The 17592-nt window shown below is 66.8% G+C and carries 14 protein-coding genes and 2 rRNA genes; 10 read left to right on the top strand and 6 right to left on the bottom strand.

The window, feature by feature from the left end; translation table 11 throughout:
- Both AC3IFE_RS23620 and rrf read left to right on the top strand, forming a co-directional pair.
- Positions 1–493: ribosomal RNA gene (locus AC3IFE_RS23620) — 23S ribosomal RNA — on the top strand; the annotation flags it as partial.
- A gap of 225 nt (positions 494–718) precedes the next feature.
- Positions 719–831: ribosomal RNA gene (rrf, locus tag AC3IFE_RS23615) — 5S ribosomal RNA — on the top strand.
- Between the two features lie 227 nt (positions 832–1058).
- On the opposite strand, the gene AC3IFE_RS23610 is transcribed toward rrf, so the two are convergent.
- The 5 genes from AC3IFE_RS23610 to AC3IFE_RS23590 all read right to left on the bottom strand — a co-directional run bounded on the left by AC3IFE_RS23610 (position 1059) and on the right by AC3IFE_RS23590 (position 5269).
- Positions 1059–1523 (bottom strand): GNAT family N-acetyltransferase, encoded by a 465-nt coding sequence (locus AC3IFE_RS23610; protein ID WP_489192336.1) that lies wholly within the window; start codon positions 1521–1523, stop codon positions 1059–1061.
- A gap of 154 nt (positions 1524–1677) precedes the next feature.
- Positions 1678–2049, bottom strand: a complete 372-nt coding sequence (locus AC3IFE_RS23605; protein WP_489192334.1) for a nuclear transport factor 2 family protein — start codon at positions 2047–2049, stop codon at positions 1678–1680.
- 53 nt (positions 2050–2102) lie between these two features.
- Positions 2103–2702: a hypothetical protein gene (locus tag AC3IFE_RS23600; protein WP_489192332.1), complete on the bottom strand. Its 600-nt coding sequence runs from the start codon at positions 2700–2702 to the stop codon at positions 2103–2105.
- A 190-nt stretch (positions 2703–2892) separates the two neighbouring features.
- On the bottom strand, positions 2893–4146 hold the full coding sequence (locus AC3IFE_RS23595; RefSeq protein WP_489192330.1) for an SMI1/KNR4 family protein: 1254 nt from the start codon (positions 4144–4146) through the stop codon (positions 2893–2895).
- A 79-nt stretch (positions 4147–4225) separates the two neighbouring features.
- Entirely contained in the window at positions 4226–5269 is a 1044-nt protein-coding gene (locus tag AC3IFE_RS23590) for an AraC family transcriptional regulator (RefSeq protein ID WP_489192328.1), read from the bottom strand.
- A 142-nt stretch (positions 5270–5411) separates the two neighbouring features.
- Here AC3IFE_RS23590 and AC3IFE_RS23585 point away from each other — a divergent pair, with 142 nt between their 5' ends.
- The 3 genes from AC3IFE_RS23585 to AC3IFE_RS23575 are packed head-to-tail and all read left to right on the top strand — an operon-like array spanning position 5412 to position 9069.
- A complete protein-coding gene (locus AC3IFE_RS23585) occupies positions 5412–7079 on the top strand; it encodes an acyl-CoA synthetase (protein ID WP_489192326.1) in 1668 nt (555 codons plus the stop codon).
- Between the two features lie 13 nt (positions 7080–7092).
- A complete protein-coding gene (locus AC3IFE_RS23580; RefSeq protein ID WP_489192324.1) occupies positions 7093–7860 on the top strand; it encodes a 3-hydroxyacyl-CoA dehydrogenase in 768 nt (255 codons plus the stop codon).
- 18 nt (positions 7861–7878) lie between these two features.
- The gene (locus tag AC3IFE_RS23575; RefSeq protein WP_089470989.1) at positions 7879–9069 is read left to right on the top strand and encodes an acetyl-CoA C-acyltransferase; all 1191 of its coding nucleotides are present in this window, start codon (positions 7879–7881) and stop codon (positions 9067–9069) included.
- A gap of 121 nt (positions 9070–9190) precedes the next feature.
- Here the strand turns inward: AC3IFE_RS23575 and AC3IFE_RS23570 are convergent, their stop codons facing one another.
- Positions 9191–9883: a TetR/AcrR family transcriptional regulator gene (locus AC3IFE_RS23570; RefSeq protein ID WP_489192322.1), complete on the bottom strand. Its 693-nt coding sequence runs from the start codon at positions 9881–9883 to the stop codon at positions 9191–9193.
- Positions 9884–10203: 320 nt separating this feature from the next.
- On the opposite strand from AC3IFE_RS23570, the gene AC3IFE_RS23565 reads away from it, so the two are divergent.
- The 5 genes from AC3IFE_RS23565 to hydA all read left to right on the top strand — a co-directional run bounded on the left by AC3IFE_RS23565 (position 10204) and on the right by hydA (position 17457).
- On the top strand, positions 10204–11484 hold the full coding sequence (locus AC3IFE_RS23565) for a Zn-dependent hydrolase (protein ID WP_089470991.1): 1281 nt from the start codon (positions 10204–10206) through the stop codon (positions 11482–11484).
- A 129-nt stretch (positions 11485–11613) separates the two neighbouring features.
- A complete protein-coding gene (locus AC3IFE_RS23560) occupies positions 11614–12951 on the top strand; it encodes an NAD(P)-dependent oxidoreductase (RefSeq protein WP_489192320.1) in 1338 nt (445 codons plus the stop codon).
- A gap of 57 nt (positions 12952–13008) precedes the next feature.
- Positions 13009–14325, top strand: a complete 1317-nt coding sequence (gene preA, locus AC3IFE_RS23555; protein WP_489192318.1) for an NAD-dependent dihydropyrimidine dehydrogenase subunit PreA — start codon at positions 13009–13011, stop codon at positions 14323–14325.
- A gap of 100 nt (positions 14326–14425) precedes the next feature.
- Complete coding sequence (locus tag AC3IFE_RS23550; protein ID WP_489192316.1) at positions 14426–15934, top strand: NCS1 family nucleobase:cation symporter-1; 1509 nt, start codon at positions 14426–14428, stop codon at positions 15932–15934.
- A gap of 65 nt (positions 15935–15999) precedes the next feature.
- Positions 16000–17457 carry a dihydropyrimidinase gene (gene hydA / locus AC3IFE_RS23545; protein ID WP_301740149.1) on the top strand — a complete coding sequence of 486 codons (1458 nt, stop codon included), beginning with the start codon at positions 16000–16002 and terminating at the stop codon, positions 17455–17457.
- Positions 17458–17592: the final 135 nt, after the last annotated feature.

Raw genomic sequence — 17592 nt, 5'->3', positions numbered from 1 at the left:
AGGGCCATCGCTCAACGGATAAAAGGTACTCTGGGGATAACAGGCTGATACCGCCCAAGAGTTCATATCGACGGCGGTGTTTGGCACCTCGATGTCGGCTCATCTCATCCTGGGGCTGTAGCCGGTCCCAAGGGTATGGCTGTTCGCCATTTAAAGAGGTACGTGAGCTGGGTTTAAAACGTCGTGAGACAGTTTGGTCCCTATCTGCCGTGGGCGTTGGATATTTGAAGGGGGCTGCTCCTAGTACGAGAGGACCGGAGTGGACGAACCTCTGGTGTACCGGTTGTCACGCCAGTGGCATCGCCGGGTAGCTATGTTCGGAAGAGATAACCGCTGAAAGCATCTAAGCGGGAAACTCGCCTTAAGATGAGATATCCCTGGAGGCTAGACCTCCTTGAAGGGTCGTTCGAGACCAGGACGTTGATAGGTCAGGTGTGTAAGCGCAGTAATGCGTTCAGCTAACTGATACTAATTGCCCGTAAGGCTTGATCCTATAACAAGTCTGCCTTGTCGATGATCGTTAGTGCTTCAGCACTGACGAGCATCCCACGCAGAGCGTCGAGCAGCGAAGCTGATCGATGCGGCGCGCCGGTTGAAGTACCGGTGACCTGCGTAGCAAGATGAGACAAGTTGGATTCTCGTGTGTGATACACACAACCTAATTACTGCTTCTTCCAAGATTGGTTGTGCTGCGAAGCCAGCACAACAACCCCCTTTGCCTGATGACCATAGCGAGTCGGTCCCACCCCTTCCCATCCCGAACAGGACCGTGAAACGACTCTACGCCGATGATAGTGCGGATTCCCGTGTGAAAGTAGGTAATCGTCAGGCTCCCTTAGCCAAGAACCCCCGCCCGACAAGGCGGGGGTTTTTGCATTTCAGCGTCGAAAAACATGTCGGATGGCATGCGAGGCAAGGCGTAACAAGCGCCATCAGGCCGCTTCTGCCGGGCTGCTCGAACCCAGGCATTTCTCAGCCGGAACCTCACTTGTAACCGCCGACAGCTCAATCTCCCAGGCCATACGCACCGCGGGCCATCTTGCTGCTTTCACCACCCATCAGACCGTGATCCGCAAGATCGGAAAAAACCTGCCCGGCACGACGCTCGATTCCTTCTCGCCGACCTTTTCAGCTCCGAGCGTCAGATAGAACGGCGCAGCATTCGGATCCGCTTCGATCACAAAGCTTTTGATGCCTCTCGCAGCGGCCTCAGTCCGAACTGCTTCCCACAGCGCACGGGCGATACCCCGGCCCATGTGATCGGGATGAACGAACAGCCATCCGGGCGTCGGTCGATCCGAATCCACTGATGCTCGGACCCAGAATCCGATGATCGACTCGGCCGATTCCGCGACGTAACCGATCGCCCCTTCGATCGTTTCCGGCGAAATCGTGAGATCGCTTTGCCACAGCTCGAGCCATTCCTTCGGATAGCCCCAGTGCGCCTTCGAAAGGCGCGCCAGTCGACTGAGTTCGTCCGCATCCGCGACACGCGCGGCGCGCACGGTAAATCGCTTGTCCATTTTTGGCGCTCATCAGGCTCCGGTCTCGGCGTTTTCATCAGTGCATCACCCGCATCACCCGCATCACCCGCGTCGCCCGGTCTCGCCGCCGATCGACAGCCGGCCCGTTCGCCGCAGCATTGCCTGACGCGATTCAACCGCACACGCGGCGCAGCTACACGACCTGCGATGCATGTCCGGCGACGACGCGCCAGTTGGCGCCCGAGCGACGCCAGAGCCGCGTATAGGCAAACGTACCGGTGAAGGCCGTGCCATCGAAATGGCCCGCTAGGGTCGCTTGCGTCGTGGTGAGGATCATTTCGTCGATCGCGGATGCACGCATTTCGTGGACGTCGAGCGCGTCGAGACGCAAAAGCTTCGCGCGATGCGCGGCCAGGTCGTCCTCTTTCGAGACGATCTGGCCGGTCGGAATTGTGAACACCAGATCGTCGTCCAGCAGCGCGTCGAGCGCTTCGACGTCGTTGGCGAGCATCGCTGCGCGAAGTGCGGTTTCGCAGGGTTCGATGACGGTACGGATTGCATTCATGTCAGACCTCGCATCATTTCGGAGGGGAGGTGGCAGGCGGCGACAAACGCAGCCTACCGCGCATTCGGCAACGACTGACGCCGGACCAGCATCATCAGGCAGATGCCGATCGACGCGATGAGGTTGACGGCCGGATAGAACGCGACCGCGATACTCCACGTGCTCAGCGCCAGCAACGCCAGCGCGTACTTGAGCACGCACAGCGCGAAATACGCGAGGCTCTCGCTCCACGGATCGCGGATCGTCTTGCGCACGGTCGGGCCGAGGCCGGCAAGCTCGATCAGCGTAACCAGGCAGATCGACACCGTCGGATCGTCGGTCAGCATCCACAGAGGAATGGCCGACAGTGCCGCGCACAGGAACAGCCAGTCGAGGCCCGTCCAGCCGCGCTCGCCGCGAAACAGGCTGGCGATCAGCGTCAGAAAGCACGTGACCGCAATCGCCGCCGTGCACCACGCGGAGGGCCCCGCGCCCGCGGCGAACTGGCCGGCGGCCGCGATCGCGGTGACGACCGACCACACGAGCCACGTGAACAGATGCGGGCGAACGGTGCGCCGGTAGATCGCGAGCGCGTAAGGGATCGCCGCCAGCAACGACACGGCCGTCCCGATTGCGCCGAAGATCGAAGCGGCGCTCCCATCGACATTCACCATCGACGCCCCCTCGCTCAGGCTGGCTGACCAGTATGTGGTCTGACGGAACGGGGCGCAACGTCACGCGCGCGGCGGTGCGTTCGGTACCATGCAGATTCGCGCCGGAACGCGGAAGAGACCCAATCCAAACAAACGGCCTCCGGACCGCGATACTGCAGGAAAACCCACGGCGCGTCGCGCCAGCGTGACGTCAGTAATCGAACGTCCGCAGACGCTCGGCGTGTGCTTCGAGCCCGTCGAGCCCGAGATAGTGGCTGAGCTTGCCGGCGCGAACCTTGTGGATGTCGGCCTTCAACTGGGCCAGCAGTTTCTCGCTCGCGGCGCGGTAGGCAACTGCCGTGTCGACGCCACGGGCCGACAGCGCTGCGCCGATCAGCCGTGCGCTATCGGTGCCGCCGTCCGCGACGCAACGCGCCATTGCGTCGGCATCCGGCTGGACGCCGGCGTCAAGCAGCATGCGCATGAGCTCGAGCGGTACGGCGCCGGACACGGATGCCAGCGCATCGGACACGACCGGTGCGCCCGATGCGAGCAACGCGGCGGCGGCGGAAAACTTCCGGCGTCGCAGCGCATAATCCGTCGGGATCGAACTGCCGGCGAGCGCCACGCCGAGATCGGCGACGAGCGGCGCCAGCCGCGCGATGAGTGCCGCATCGTCTTGCTCGATCGCATGGCGTAATGCGTGACGTGCGAGCACCGGTTGCGCGCCGAGGCTGCCGTCGGCGAGCGGCGTGCGCCAGTCGATCGCAGCTTGTCGATAGAACGCGATCAGCTTGTCGGCCAACGATGGCGACAGGCCATGATCGTCGCGGCGTTCATCGACGTATTCGAGCAGCGTGACACCGGTGCCTGGTTCGACGCCGGGCTCCAGCGGATCGACATGAAGCTGCAGCGCGCCGAATGCCGCGTACAGATCGGGGGCGATCGTCGCGAGACCGTCCTCGTGCATCGCGCCGCGCCACGCGGGCGGCAACCCCTGTTTCCATGCAAGCACATGGCCATAGTCGGGCGCGCCGGGCTCCGTCACGACGTAGATGCGGTCGCAATATTCGAAGCCGCCGAACGGCAGCGCATCGATTTTGCCGTTCCACGTGCGCGTGTTCTCTTGCGCGGCTTCTTCGGCCAGTTCGAGCTCGTGGTCGATCCAGCCCTGCAGGTCGCGATAACCGTCGCTGCCGTTGTAGAACAGCTCGCTCCAACTGATGGCTTCGACATTGCCGTTCATCTCCAGCGTCAGGTCGTAGTCGAGGCTGCCGCCGGCCGTGACGCGCCACAGCTCGAGCAACGGGAGCGGAATGTCGCCGTGGCAGCAGGCCTGCACGGCCGCGATTTGGTCGGTCGCCATCGGCGGCTGTGCGTCGAATATCACGCGGCCGGCAAACAGCACGATACCGTGTGCGCGCAGATCGGCCAGTTCGGTGTCGGAAAAGACGGATGTTTGCATCGGAGCGGGAGCGGTAAGGGTTGATCGGTGTTTGCCGCGGATCAGGAACGGCAGGCGGCAGCCGGATGTCCGCATCGTATCAGCCGCGCGTGACCAGACGTGGCGTATCCGCACACCATTCAAGACTCCGCATTCGCCGCTGCACGTCGCGCCGAAATGCCCCCGGGCTCGTGCTCGTCCATTTCCGGAACGCGCGATGAAACGCGCTCGGCTCGGTGAAGCCGAGCTCGGCCGCGATTTCCGCGACGCTGAGCGCGCGACCGCGCAGCAGCGACTGAGCCAGCGCACCGCGCAACTCGTCCTTGATCGCCGCGAAGCTTTGCCCTTCGCTGCGCAAACGCCGCCGCAGCGTCGCGGGCGTCGTGTCGAGGCGCGCGGCCAGCGCGTCGAAGTCGGGCCACTCGGCGGCCGGCCGCGCCTTCAGATATGCGCGCGTCTTCGCGACCCAGCCCGTGTCGTGCCGATAGCGCACAAGGAGATTGCCGGGTGCGCCGCGCAGGAAAGCCTTCAGCGCCTGCTCCGAACGGATCGTCGGCAGCGCGAGATAGGCGGCGTTGAATGCGAGCCGGCTGTCGGGCCGGTCGAAATGCACGGGGACGCCGAAGAACTGGTGATAGTCGCTGCGCTGGCCGGGGCTCGGGCACGCGAAATCGATGCGTTGCAGCGGGATACGCCGGCCGATCAGCCAGCACGCGACGCCGAGCAGGATCAGCCAGAACGTCCGGTACGCGAACGCCGGGTACGGCGTGCCCGATTGCGCCAGCACGATCTGCGCGTGTCCGTCGGCCACGACGAGTTCGCCGTGCGGCTCGTCGAGCACGACCCGGAGGAACTGCAGCGCGCGCCGCAGCGCCTTGTCGAGCGTGCCGGCATGCAGCACCGCGTGGCACAGCAGCGTGAAGCTGCCGCGGCGCATCGGGCGCGCGGCGAGCCCGAAGAATTCGTCGTCCAGGGTGCCCGCGATCGCGAGCCACAGGCGGCCGTACTGCTGCGGCGTGACGGGGTCGTGCACGACGGCCGGCAGCCCGGCGGTGCGCAGCACGGGCGCCGTCGGCAGGTCGTGCCGGCGCAGGCACGCGAGCGCATCGTCGACGAAATCCGGCGAAATCATCTGCGGCCCCATTTTCCTGCGTCCTCCGACATGGCAAAAGCGATCATGATTCTAGATTCCGTTTGTCATTGATTGCAATGTATGGGCTGTCTACTATCGATGTATCCCCGTCGCGCCCCGGCTCGACGGCGGCCATAACGAACAGGAGACACGCATGCCTGAAGGAGCTACCGCCCGGCCGGTGCCGGCTTATGCCGACACCGTGGCCCGATTCAGTATCGAGACCGCCGCCGCGCAACTGAGCGGCGACCTGGAGCGCGGCTTGAACGCGTGCGTCGAATGCTGCGACCGGCACGCGAAGTCGGACGCGATCGCACTCGACTGGATCGACGCCGGCGGGCAGCACCGCCGCTTCACGTTCGCGCAGATGCAGGCGTTGTCGGCCCGGGTCGCGAACCTGCTCGTCGCGCAGGGCGTGAAGCCGGGCGACGTGGTGGCCGGGCTGCTGCCGCGCACGCCGGAACTCGTCGCGACGATCCTCGGCACGTGGCGCGCGGGCGCCGTGTATCAGCCGTTGTTCACCGCATTCGGCCCGAAGGCGATCGAGCACCGGTTGCGCATGAGCGACGCGCGGCTCGTCGTGACCAACGTCCCGAATCGCGCGAAGCTCGACGAAATTGCCGATTGCCCGCCGGTGGCGACGGTGCGCGAAGCAGCCGAGACGCTGTCGGCGCACGACATCGATTTCCGCGCGGCGCTCGATGCGCAGCCCGATACGTTCGAGCCCGTGCTGCGCAAGGGGTCGGACCTGTTCATGATGATGTCGACGTCCGGCACGACGGGCTTGCCGAAGGGTGTGCCGGTGCCGCTGTACGCGTTGCTCGCGTTCGGTGCGTACATGCGCGAAGCAGTCGATCTGCGCGCGGGCGACCGATTCTGGAACATCGCCGACCCGGGTTGGGCGTACGGCCTCTATTACGCGATCACGGGCCCGCTCCTGCTCGGCCATGCGACGACGCTCTACGAGGGCGGCTTCACGGTCGACAGCACGTACGACGTGATCGAGCGGCTCGGCATCACGAGCCTCGCCGGTTCGCCGACCGCGTTCCGGATGCTGATGGCGGCCGGGCCCGAAGTGGCCGCGCGCGTGAAGGGCAAGCTGCGGGTGGTGAGCAGCGCGGGCGAACCGCTGAACCCGGAAGTCGTGCGCTGGTTCGACGCGGCGCTCGGCGCGCCGATCCACGATCACTACGGCCAGACCGAACTCGGGATGGTGGTGAACAACCATCACGGCCTCGCGCACGTGGTGCACGTCGGCTCGGCCGGCTTCGCGATGCCCGGCTACCGGGTCGCGGTGCTCGACGAAGCGGGCCGCGAGCTCGGCCCCGGCGAGCCCGGCAACCTCGCGATCGACATCGCGCGCTCGCCGCTGCTGTGGTTCCGCGGCTACTGGCAGCAGGACACGCCGGCGATCGCGGGCGGCTACTACCGGACCGGCGACAACGTCGAGCTGGAGCCGGACGGCGCCGTGAGCTTCATCGGCCGCGCGGACGACGTGATCACGTCGTCCGGTTACCGGATCGGCCCCTTCGACGTGGAGAGCGCGCTGATCGAGCATCCGGCCGTCAGCGAGGCCGCCGTGATCGGCGTGCCCGACCCGGAACGCACGGAAATCGTGAAGGCGTTCGTCGTCCTGTCGAAAGGGTTCGACGGCACGCCCGATCTGGTCGAGGAATTGAGTCTGCACGTGAAGCGGCGGCTGTCCGCTCACGCCTATCCGCGCGCGATCGACTTCGTCGACGCGCTGCCGAAAACCCCGAGCGGCAAGATCCAGCGCTTCGTGTTGCGCAAGATGGAAGCCGAGAAGGTCGCTCAACCCTGAATACGGACTGCGAATGAACATCAAGGATCGCGTTTTTCTGATTACGGGCGCCGGTTCCGGCCTCGGCGCCGCGGTGGCGCGCATGGTCGTCGCGCAAGGCGGCAAGGCCGTGCTGCTGGACGTCAACGACGAGGCGGGGGCGAGTCTCGCCAACGAACTCGGCGCGGCCGCGCGCTTCGTGAAGACCGACGTGACGAGCGAAGCCGACGGCCAGGCGGCCGTCGCGGCCGCGCGCGACACGTTCGGCCGCATCGATGCGCTCGTCAACTGCGCGGGCGTCGCACCGGGCGAGAAGGTCGTCGGCCGCGACGGCCCGCATTCGCTCGACCGCTTCGCGCGGGCGGTGTCGATCAACCTCGTCGGCACGTTCAACATGATCCGGCTGGCCGCCGAAGCGATGTCGAAGCAGGACGCCGACGCGGAAGGCGAGCGCGGCGTGATCGTCAACACCGCGTCGGTGGCGGCGTTCGACGGGCAGATCGGACAGGCCGCGTATGCGGCGTCGAAGAGCGGCGTGGTGGGCATGACGCTGCCGATCGCACGCGAGCTCGCGCGCTTCGGCATTCGCGTCGTGACGGTCGCGCCCGGCATTTTCGCGACGCCGATGATGGCCGGCATGCCGCAGGACGTGCAGGACGCGCTCGGCAAGAGCGTGCCGTTTCCGCCGCGGCTCGGCCGCCCGGAAGAATTTGCGGCGCTGGTGCGCCACATCGCCGAGAACACGATGCTGAACGGCGAGGTCATCCGTCTCGATGGCGCGTTGCGCATGGCACCGCGCTGACACTGGAGGAAGCGAATCATGACGACTCAGGATCCGATCGTAATCGTGGGCGCGGCGCGCACGCCGATGGGTGGTTTTCAGGGCGACCTGGCGGCGGCCAGCGCCAGCGACCTCGGCGCGGTGGCGATTCGCGCCGCGCTCGAGCGCGCGAACGTGCCGGCCGAACGCATCGACGAAATAGTGTTCGGCTGCGTGCTGCCGGCCGGCCAGGGCCAGGCGCCGGCGCGACAGGCCGCGCTGAAGGCCGGGCTGCCGCTCGCGGCGGGTGCGACCACGGTCAACAAGATGTGCGGTTCCGGGATGAAGGCGGCGATGTTCGCGCACGACCTGCTGCTGGCGGGTTCGGCGGGCGTGGCGGTGGCAGGCGGGATGGAGAGCATGACGAATGCGCCGTACCTGCTGCCGAAGGCGCGCGCGGGCATGCGCATGGGGCACGGGCAGGTGCTCGATCACATGTTCCTCGACGGGCTCGAGGACGCGTATGAAAAAGGCCGCCTGATGGGCACCTTCGCCGAGGATTGCGCGCAGGCCTACCAGTTCACGCGCGAAGCGCAGGATGCGTTCGCGATTGCGTCGCTGACGCGGGCGCAGCGCGCGATCGCGGAAGGGCGTTTCGTGTCGGAGATCGCGCCGGTGACCGTGAAGGCCGGCAAGACGGAAAGCGTCGTGTCGATCGACGAGCAGCCGGGCAAGGCGAAACTCGACAAGATCCCGACACTGAAGCCGGCGTTCCGCGACGGCGGCACGGTGACGGCCGCGAATGCCTCGTCGATCTCGGACGGCGCGGCCGCGCTCGTGATGATGCGCCGCTCGGAAGCCGAGCGCCTCGGCCTCACGCCGAAGGCCGTGATCGTCGGGCATTCGACTCATGCGGACAAGCCCGGCCTGTTCGCGACCGCGCCGATCGGCGCGCTGCGCAAGCTGTCGGAGAAAACCGGCTGGAACCTGCGCGACGTCGATCTGTTCGAGATCAACGAAGCGTTCGCGGTGGTGCCGATGGCCGCGATGCGCGACCTCGATCTGCCGCACGAGAAGGTGAACGTGCACGGCGGCGCATGCGCGCTCGGGCATCCGATCGGCGCGTCGGGTGCGCGCGTGATGGTGACGCTGCTGGCCGCGCTCGAAACGTATGGCCTGACGCGCGGCATCGCATCGCTGTGCATCGGCGGCGGCGAAGCGACGGCCATTGCGATCGAACGCATCGCGTAATACATCGCGCATCGCATCGCTCGCACGCGCGAACGTGGCATCACGGGTGGCGCGTATCGCACGGGACATCCCCGTGCGATGCGCGCCGCCCGTTTTTATTCGATGGAAGCGTCGTGTCGCGCTACGGCTTCGCGTTCGGCGACACCGCGCCGCACGCACGAATCACGAGCTGCACGACCTGCTCGGTTTTTTCGTCGAACGCCTTCTTCGTGAACGCGCGCTTGCCGCTCAGCGCGCGAATCTGCGCATCGAAATCCGCATAGTGCTGCGTGGTCGCCCAGATCAGGTACATCAGCGCATGCGGATCGATCGGCGCGAGCAATCCGCGCGCGACCCAGCCTTCGATCACCTTCACGCGGGTGTCGAACCACGGCTTCACGCGTTGCGACAGGATGTCCTGCATGTGCTCCGCGCCGTGGATGATCTCGTTGGCCCACACCTTCGAGCCGAGCGGGCGCCGCTGCGACAGCGCCATCTTCGCGCGCACGTAGCCGCCGATCGCCTCCACCGGATCGTCGCCGGCCTCGAACGAGCCGGCCGCGTGGTGCCAGTCCTCGAACAGATCTTCGAGCACGCGGCGGTACAGCGCGAGCTTGGTCGGGAAGTAGTAGTGCACGTTCGCCTTCGGCAGGCCCGCGCGTTCCGCGATCATCGCGGTGCTGGCGCCGGCGAGCCCGCGCTCCGCGAATACGGCCTCCGCGCACGCGAGCAGATGCGCTTCGTTGGACTCGCGAATGTGCGCCTTGCGTCGCCGCAAAGGCGCCGCCGTTTCATCCCGGTCGGTGGCTTCGATCGTCGCCTCGTCATGTCTCATCGTTACCCTCGCGCGGCGGCCATGCCGCGTTGGGCTTCATTCTAGCCGCTGATTCGCGTCGCGCGCACGCATCCGGATGCCGCCACGCCACCGCGATGCTGCGTTGCGATGGCACGTTTCTCGCTCCGGTGCGTCGCGCAAGAAAGACGTTGCGCTGCTCATTTTGATCGTCTAAAACCTGTCCAATCGGACAGGATTTGACGCGTTTCACGCACCGACCGAGCATGCACCGCATCCGGGCGGCGTGCCCCGAAACAGGCCTCACATGCACCGGCACGGACCGGGCTGACGACATCACCGACCCCACAGGAGCGATACGAATGAACGCGGTATCGGAAACAGTGAAGCGGGCAGCTTTCGACACGTCGATCAAGATCGACGGCAGGCGGTTGTGGGACAGCCTGATGGAAGTCGCGAAAATCGGCGCGACGCCGAAGGGTGGCGTGTGCCGTCTCGCCCTCACCGATCTCGACAAGGCCGGCCGCGACCTGATCGTCGGCTGGGCGAAGGCTGCGGGCTGCACGGTGACGGTCGATACGATGGGCAACGTGTTCATGCGCCGCGCGGGCCGCGTGGCCGACGCGGCGCCGGTCGTCACGGGCTCGCACGCGGATTCGCAGCCCACCGGCGGGCGCTTCGACGGCATCTACGGCGTGCTGGGCGGCCTCGAGGTGATTCGCAGTCTGAACGATCACGGCATCGAGACCGAGCATCCGGTCGAGGTCGTGATCTGGACCAACGAGGAGGGGTCGCGCTTCGCGCCGGCGATGGTCGCATCGGGCGTGTTCGCGGGCGTGTTCACGCTCGACTACGGGTTGTCGCGCAAGGACGTCGACGGCAAGACGATCGGCGAGGAACTCGCGCGCATCGGCTACGCGGGCGACGTGCCGTGCGGCGGGCGCAAGCTGCACGCGGCGTTCGAACTGCATATCGAACAGGGGCCCATTCTCGAAGCGGAATGCAAGACGATCGGCGTGGTGACCGACGCGCAGGGGCAGCGCTGGTACGAGATCACGTTCACCGGCCAGGAGGCGCACGCGGGGCCGACGCCGATGCCGCGCCGCCGCGACGCGCTGCTCGGCGCATCGCGCGTGGTCGATCTCGTCAACCGGATCGGCCTCGATCATGCGCCGTTCGGCTGCGCGACGGTCGGCATGATGCAGGTCCACCCGAACTCGCGCAACGTGATTCCGGGCCGCGTATTCTTCACCGTCGATTTCCGCCATCCGGACGACGCCGTGCTCGCGAAGATGGACGCGGCGCTGCGGGACGGCGTTGCGCGCATCGCGGGCGACATTGGGCTCGACACCGAACTCGAGCAGATTTTCTACTACAAGCCGGTCGCGTTCGACCCCGCCTGCGTGGCAGCCGTACGCGACGCGGCCGATCGCTTCGGCTACTCGCATCGCGACATCGTGTCGGGGGCCGGCCACGACGCGTGCTATCTGGCGCAGGTCGCGCCGACGTCGATGGTGTTCGTGCCATGTATCGACGGCATCAGTCACAACGAGATCGAGGACGCGACGCCCGCATGGATCGAGGCCGGCGCGAACGTGCTGCTGCACGCGATGCTGTCGCGTGCGTGCGAGCCGGCTTCATGACGAATCGGGTATAGCGCGGCCGGTAGACCGCGCATAGTTCGACCGTAGCAATCCTAAGCACGACCGCCCCGACTGTGCATCCGCAGCCGGCGGGGACGGCTTTGTCTCCACCCAGTCGAAGGAATGCGTATGACCACCCAGCCAACCGGCGATATCGCCGCGCATCGCCTGTCGTCCACGCAACTCTCGTGCGAATTCGCCGATATCGCGCCGCTGCTCGATCCGACCGCCGCGGCGGCGGCGGCCAGCCGCTGCCACTATTGCTACGACGCGCCGTGCGTGCACGCGTGCCCGACGCAGATCGACATCCCGAGCTTCATCCGCAAGATCGGCAACGGCAACCTGAAAGGCGCGGCGATGGACATCCTGTCCGCGAATCCGCTCGGCGGGATGTGCGCCCGCGTGTGCCCGACCGAGATCCTGTGCGAAGGCGCGTGCGTGCGCAACCATCAGGATGCGCAGCCGGTCGCGATCGGCGCGTTGCAGCGGCACGCGACCGACTGGGCGATGGAGACTGGCGCGGTGCAGTTCCGGCGCGCGCCCGAGACGGGCCGCCATGTGGCGGTGGTCGGCGCGGGGCCGGCCGGGCTCGCGTGTGCGCACCGGCTCGCGCTCGCCGGGCACCGCGTCACGCTGTTCGATGCACGGCCGAAGGCCGGCGGCCTCAACGAATACGGGATCGCCGCGTACAAGACCGTCGACGATTTCGCGCAGCGTGAAGTCGAGTGGCTGCTGTCGGTGGGGGGCATCACGCTGGAAACGGGTATCGCGCTCGGTCGCGACGTCACGCTGGACGCATTGCGCGAACGGCATGACGCGGTATTCCTCGCGATGGGCCTCGGCGGCGTGCGTGCGCTCGCGATCGACGGCGAGCAATTGGGCGGCGTGATGAACGCGGTCGATTTCATCGAGGAGGTGCGGCAGGCCGACGGGCTGGAGAAGGTGGCGGTCGGGCGGCGCGTGGTCGTGATCGGCGGCGGCAATACGGCGATCGATGCGGCCGTGCAGAGCCGCAAGCTAGGCGCCGAGCGTGTGACGATGGTGTACCGGCGCGGGGTGGACGCGATGAGCGCGACGTGGGCCGAGCGCGAATTCGCGCAGAAGTGCGGCGTCACGCTCGTCACGCACGCGAAGCCGGTGCGCATCGCAGGCACGGACGGGCAGGTGACGGGCGTCGAATTCGAGGCCGCGTCGGGCGAGCATTTCACCGTCGATGCGGACATGGTGCTGAAGGCGATCGGCCAGACGCTCGTGCCGGACGGTATCGAAGCCGCGCTGCTGACCGCGGACCGCACGCGTATCGCGGTGGGGGCGGACGGGCGCACCGCGCTGCCGGACGTATGGGCCGGCGGCGACTGCGCGGCGACGGACGGCATCGACTTGACGGTGCAGGCCGTGCAGGACGGCAAGCGCGCGGCCGCGTCGATCGACGCGACGCTTGCCGCGCGTGACGCGAAGGCGGCCTGAACGCGCGACGCACCGCACGCACACCGAGGAACACGACCCCTTCTCACGGAGCCGAACATGGCCGATCTCCGCTGCACCATCGCAGGCATCACTTCGCCGAACCCCTTCTGGCTCGCGTCCGCGCCGCCCACCGACAAGGCCTACAACGTCAACCGCGCGTTCGAGGCGGGCTGGGGCGGCGTCGTCTGGAAGACGCTCGGACTCGATCCGCACGTCGTCAACGTCAGTTCGCGCTACGGCGCGGTGCAGTGGAACGGCCAGCGCATCGCGGGGCTGAACAACATCGAGCTGATCACCGACCGTCCGCTCGACGTGAACCTGAGAGAGATCGCGCAGGTGAAGCGCGACTGGCCGGGCCGCGCGCTGATCGTGTCGCTGATGGTGCCGTGCAACGAGCGCGACTGGAAATGGATCCTGCCGCTCGTCGAGGATACCGGCGCCGATGCGGTCGAGCTCAACTTCGGCTGCCCGCACGGGATGAGCGAGCGCGGGATGGGCGCGGCGGTCGGGCAGGTGCCCGAATACGTCGAGATGGTCACGCGCTGGGTGAAGGAAGGCACGAGGCTGCCGTGCCTCGTGAAGCTCACGCCGAACATCAGCGACATCCGGATGGGCTCGCGCGCCGCATACAAGGGCGGCGCGGACGGCGTGTCGCTGATCAACACGATCAACTCGATCGTCGCGGTCGATCTCGACCAGATGGCGCCGATGCCGACCGTCGACGGCAAGGGCACGCACGGCGGCTATTGCGGCCCGGCGGTCAAGCCGATCGCGCTGAACATGGTCGCGGAGATCGCCCGCGATCCGGAAACGCCGAACCTGCCGATCTCGGGCATCGGCGGCATCTCGTCGTGGCGCGACGCGGCCGAGTTCATGGTGCTCGGCGCCGGCAGCGTGCAGGTGTGCACCGCCGCGATGCATTACGGATTCCGGATCGTGTCGGATCTCGCCGACGGCCTGTCGAACTGGATGGACGAGAAGGGCTACGCGACGCTCGACGACATTCGCGGCCGCGCGGTGCCGAACGTGACCGACTGGAAATACCTGAACCTGAAATACGACATCAAGGCACGCATCGACCAGGACCGCTGCATCCAGTGCGGGCTGTGCCATATCGCGTGCGAGGACACGTCGCACCAGGCGATCACGGCGACGAAGGACGGCGTGCGGCACTTCGAAGTGGTCGATTCGGAATGTGTCGGGTGCAATCTTTGCATGCATGTGTGTCCGGTCGAGCAATGCATCACGATGGAGCGCGTCGATTCGGGCGACTACGCGAACTGGACCACGCATCCGAACAATCCGGCGAGCGCGGATGCCGGCGCGAGCGGCGGCCCGGCGGCCGCGCCCGAGAAGCACGCGAAGGCGGCCTGACCGGCGTCCGGCGGCGCGGGAGAGCTTGCGCCGCCGCTTTTCGTTTTCCCGGGCCGGCATCGTGCGATGCCGGCGCCGACGTTTTCGTGGAGCGCGTTCAATGAAACCAGCAGCGATTCCCGCCGAACCCGACAGCGCCGCGGCGCACGGCGGCAGCCTGTACAACGACGACCTCGCGCCGACGACGCCGGCGCAGCGCACGTGGAAGTGGTACCACTTCGCGGCGCTGTGGGTCGGGATGGTGATGAACATCGCGTCGTACATGCTCGCGGCCGGGCTGATCCAGGAAGGCATGTCGCCGTGGCAGGCGGTGATGACGGTGCTGCTCGGCAACCTGATCGTGCTCGTGCCGATGCTGCTGATCGGCCATGCCGGCGCGAAGCACGGGATTCCGTACGCGGTGCTCGTGCGTGCGTCGTTCGGCACGCAGGGCGCGAAGCTGCCGGCGCTGCTGCGCGCGATCGTCGCCTGCGGCTGGTACGGCATCCAGACCTGGCTCGGCGGCAGCGCGATCTACACGCTGCTAAACATCCTGACCGGCAATGCGCTGCACGGCGCGGCGCTGCCGCTCGTCGGCATTTCGTTCGGACAGCTCGCGTGCTTCCTCGTGTTCTGGGCGCTGCAGCTGTACTTCATCCTGCACGGCACCGATTCGATCCGCTGGCTCGAAAGCTGGTCCGCGCCGATCAAGGTCGTGATGTGCGTGGCGCTCGTCTGGTGGGCGACGTCGAAGGCGGGCGGGGTCGGCTCGATGCTGTCGGCGCCGTCGCAGTTCGCGGCGGGCGGCAAGAAGGCGGGACTCTTCTGGGCGACCTTCTGGCCGGGCCTGACCGCGATGGTCGGCTTCTGGGCGACGCTCGCGCTGAACATTCCCGATTTCACGCGCTTCGCGCATTCGCAGCGCGACCAGATGATCGGCCAGTCGATCGGGCTGCCGCTGCCGATGGCGCTGCTGTCGGTGGTGTCGGTCGTCGTCACGTCGGCGACCGTCGTGATCTACGGCAACGCGATCTGGGATCCGATCGACCTGACGAGCCGGATGACCGGCATCGGCGTGGGCATCGCGCTCGTGATCCTCACGCTCGACACGATGTGCTGCAATCTTGCCGCGAATCTCGTCGGGCCTGCCTACGATTTTTCGAGCCTGTGGCCGAAGGCGATTTCGTACCGCGCGGGCGGGATGATCACCGCGACGATCGCGATCGTGATGATGCCGTGGAAAATCCTCGCGACGACGGACGGCTATATCTTCACCTGGCTCGTCGGCTATTCGGCGCTGCTCGGGCCGGTCGCGGGCATCCTGATGGTCGACTATTTCCTGATTCGCGGCACGCAGCTCGACACGCGCGCGCTGTTCGACGAGCGCGGCGATTTCAGCTACGCGCGCGGCTGGAACCCGGCCGCGCTGGTCGCGCTCGCCGTCGGCGTGCTGCCGAACCTGCCGGGCTTCCTGCATACGGCGTTTCCGGCGTCGTTTCCGAACGTGCCGGCGTTCTTCAACACGCTTTACACGTATGCGTGGTTCGTCGGCCTCGTGCTGGCGTCCGGCGTATACGGCACCTGGATGAAGTGGCGCGCCGGACCGCGCGCGCGGATTGTAAGCGCATGACGCGCGAGCCGGCGGCGACTCGCGCGCGGCATGCGGCACCCGACAGTCAACGAGGAGGCAACGAAATGGCAATCCTGATTCGCGGCGGCACCGTGGTCGATGCGGACCGCTCCTATCGCGCGGACGTGCTCTGCGCCGATCCGCAGGACGGCGGCACGATCCTGCAGATCGCGGAGCAGATCGACGCGCCGGCCGGCGCGACCGTCGTCGACGCGCACGACCAGTACGTGATGCCGGGCGGCATCGATCCGCATACGCACATGGAACTGCCGTTCATGGGCACGACCGCGAGCGACGATTTCTATTCGGGCACCGCTGCCGGGCTGTCGGGCGGCACGACGAGCATCATCGATTTCGTGATTCCGAGTCCGAAGCAGCCGCTGATGGAGGCATTCCACGAATGGCGCGGCTGGGCCGAGAAGGCGGCTTCCGATTACGGTTTCCACGTGGCCGTGACGTGGTGGGACGAGAGCGTGCACCGCGACATGGGCACGCTCGTGCGCGAGCATGGCGTCTCGAGCTTCAAGCACTTCATGGCGTACAAGAACGCGATCATGGCCGACGACGAAGTCCTCGTGAACAGCTTCACGCGTTCGCTCGAACTCGGCGCACTGCCGACCGTGCACGCGGAGAACGGCGAGCTCGTGTTCCAGTTGCAAAAGGCGCTGCTCGCGCGCGGGATCACGGGGCCGGAGGCTCACCCGCTATCGCGGCCGCCGGAGGTGGAGGGCGAAGCCGCGAACCGCGCGATCCGCATCGCGCAGGTGCTCGGCGTGCCCGTGTATATCGTGCACGTGTCGGCGAAGGACGCGGTGGACGTGATCACGCGCGCGCGCAGCGAAGGGCTGCGCGTATTCGGCGAAGTGCTGCCGGGGCACCTGGTGATCGACGAGGCCGTCTATCGCGACCCGGACTGGACGCGCGCGGCGGCCCACGTGATGAGCCCGCCGTTCCGCTCGGCCGAGCATCGCGAGGCGCTGTGGCGCGGGCTGCAGTCGGGGCAGCTGCATACGACGGCGACCGATCACTGCGTGTTCTGCGCATCGCAGAAGGCGATGGGCCGCGAGGATTTCACGAAGATCCCGAACGGCTGTGGCGGCGTCGAGGATCGCATGTCGGTGCTGTGGCATCACGGCGTGAACCACGGCCGCATCACGCCGAACGAGTTCGTGCGGATCACGTCGACCAATGCCGCGCAGATCTTCAACCTGTATCCGCGCAAGGGCGCGGTGCAGGTCGGCGCCGATGCCGACCTCGTCGTGTGGGATCCGGCCGCGACGAAGACGATCTCGGTGAAGACCCATCATCAGCAGGTCGACTTCAACGTGTTCGAGGGGATGACGGTGCAGGGCGTCGCGACGCACACGCTCACGCGCGGCGCGCTCGCGTGGGCCGACGGCGATTTGCGCGCGGTGCGCGGCGCGGGCCGCTACCTGAAGCGTCCGCCGGCGGCCGGCTACTACGAGGCCGCACGGATCGCGAACCGGCTGCGCGAGCCGCATCCGGTCGAGCGCGCGGGTTGAACGATACGCGTCGCGCGGGGCGTGTCCGTTCCGACGGCACGCCCCGCGCCTGTTTTAGCTGCGTAGATAGAACACCTGATCAAATTGTCGAAGACGAAAACGGAAACGATCGATGCCATTGATCGCGGCGATTTT

The sequence above is a fragment of the Burkholderia sp. APQ4-4ca genome, from assembly GCF_057837105.1.
The sequence above is the reverse complement of the archived record's forward strand: the minus strand, read 5'-3'. Positions and strand labels throughout refer to the sequence as shown.

What these genes read in the sequence shown, in the direction of transcription:
- AC3IFE_RS23550 (WP_489192316.1), top strand. Translation starts at nt 14,426, where the DNA reads ATGAAACCAGCAGCGATTCCCGCCGAACCCGACAGCGCCGCGGCGCAC.
- AC3IFE_RS23595 (WP_489192330.1), bottom strand. Translation starts at nt 4,146, where the DNA reads ATGCAAACATCCGTCTTTTCCGACACCGAACTGGCCGATCTGCGCGCA.
- hydA (WP_301740149.1), top strand. Translation starts at nt 16,000, where the DNA reads ATGGCAATCCTGATTCGCGGCGGCACCGTGGTCGATGCGGACCGCTCC.
- AC3IFE_RS23585 (WP_489192326.1), top strand. Translation starts at nt 5,412, where the DNA reads ATGCCTGAAGGAGCTACCGCCCGGCCGGTGCCGGCTTATGCCGACACC.
- AC3IFE_RS23565 (WP_089470991.1), top strand. Translation starts at nt 10,204, where the DNA reads ATGAACGCGGTATCGGAAACAGTGAAGCGGGCAGCTTTCGACACGTCG.
- AC3IFE_RS23610 (WP_489192336.1), bottom strand. Translation starts at nt 1,523, where the DNA reads ATGGACAAGCGATTTACCGTGCGCGCCGCGCGTGTCGCGGATGCGGAC.
- AC3IFE_RS23575 (WP_089470989.1), top strand. Translation starts at nt 7,879, where the DNA reads ATGACGACTCAGGATCCGATCGTAATCGTGGGCGCGGCGCGCACGCCG.
- AC3IFE_RS23590 (WP_489192328.1), bottom strand. Translation starts at nt 5,269, where the DNA reads ATGGGGCCGCAGATGATTTCGCCGGATTTCGTCGACGATGCGCTCGCG.
- AC3IFE_RS23560 (WP_489192320.1), top strand. Translation starts at nt 11,614, where the DNA reads ATGACCACCCAGCCAACCGGCGATATCGCCGCGCATCGCCTGTCGTCC.
- AC3IFE_RS23605 (WP_489192334.1), bottom strand. Translation starts at nt 2,049, where the DNA reads ATGAATGCAATCCGTACCGTCATCGAACCCTGCGAAACCGCACTTCGC.
- AC3IFE_RS23600 (WP_489192332.1), bottom strand. Translation starts at nt 2,702, where the DNA reads ATGGTGAATGTCGATGGGAGCGCCGCTTCGATCTTCGGCGCAATCGGG.
- AC3IFE_RS23580 (WP_489192324.1), top strand. Translation starts at nt 7,093, where the DNA reads ATGAACATCAAGGATCGCGTTTTTCTGATTACGGGCGCCGGTTCCGGC.
- preA (WP_489192318.1), top strand. Translation starts at nt 13,009, where the DNA reads ATGGCCGATCTCCGCTGCACCATCGCAGGCATCACTTCGCCGAACCCC.
- AC3IFE_RS23570 (WP_489192322.1), bottom strand. Translation starts at nt 9,883, where the DNA reads ATGAGACATGACGAGGCGACGATCGAAGCCACCGACCGGGATGAAACG.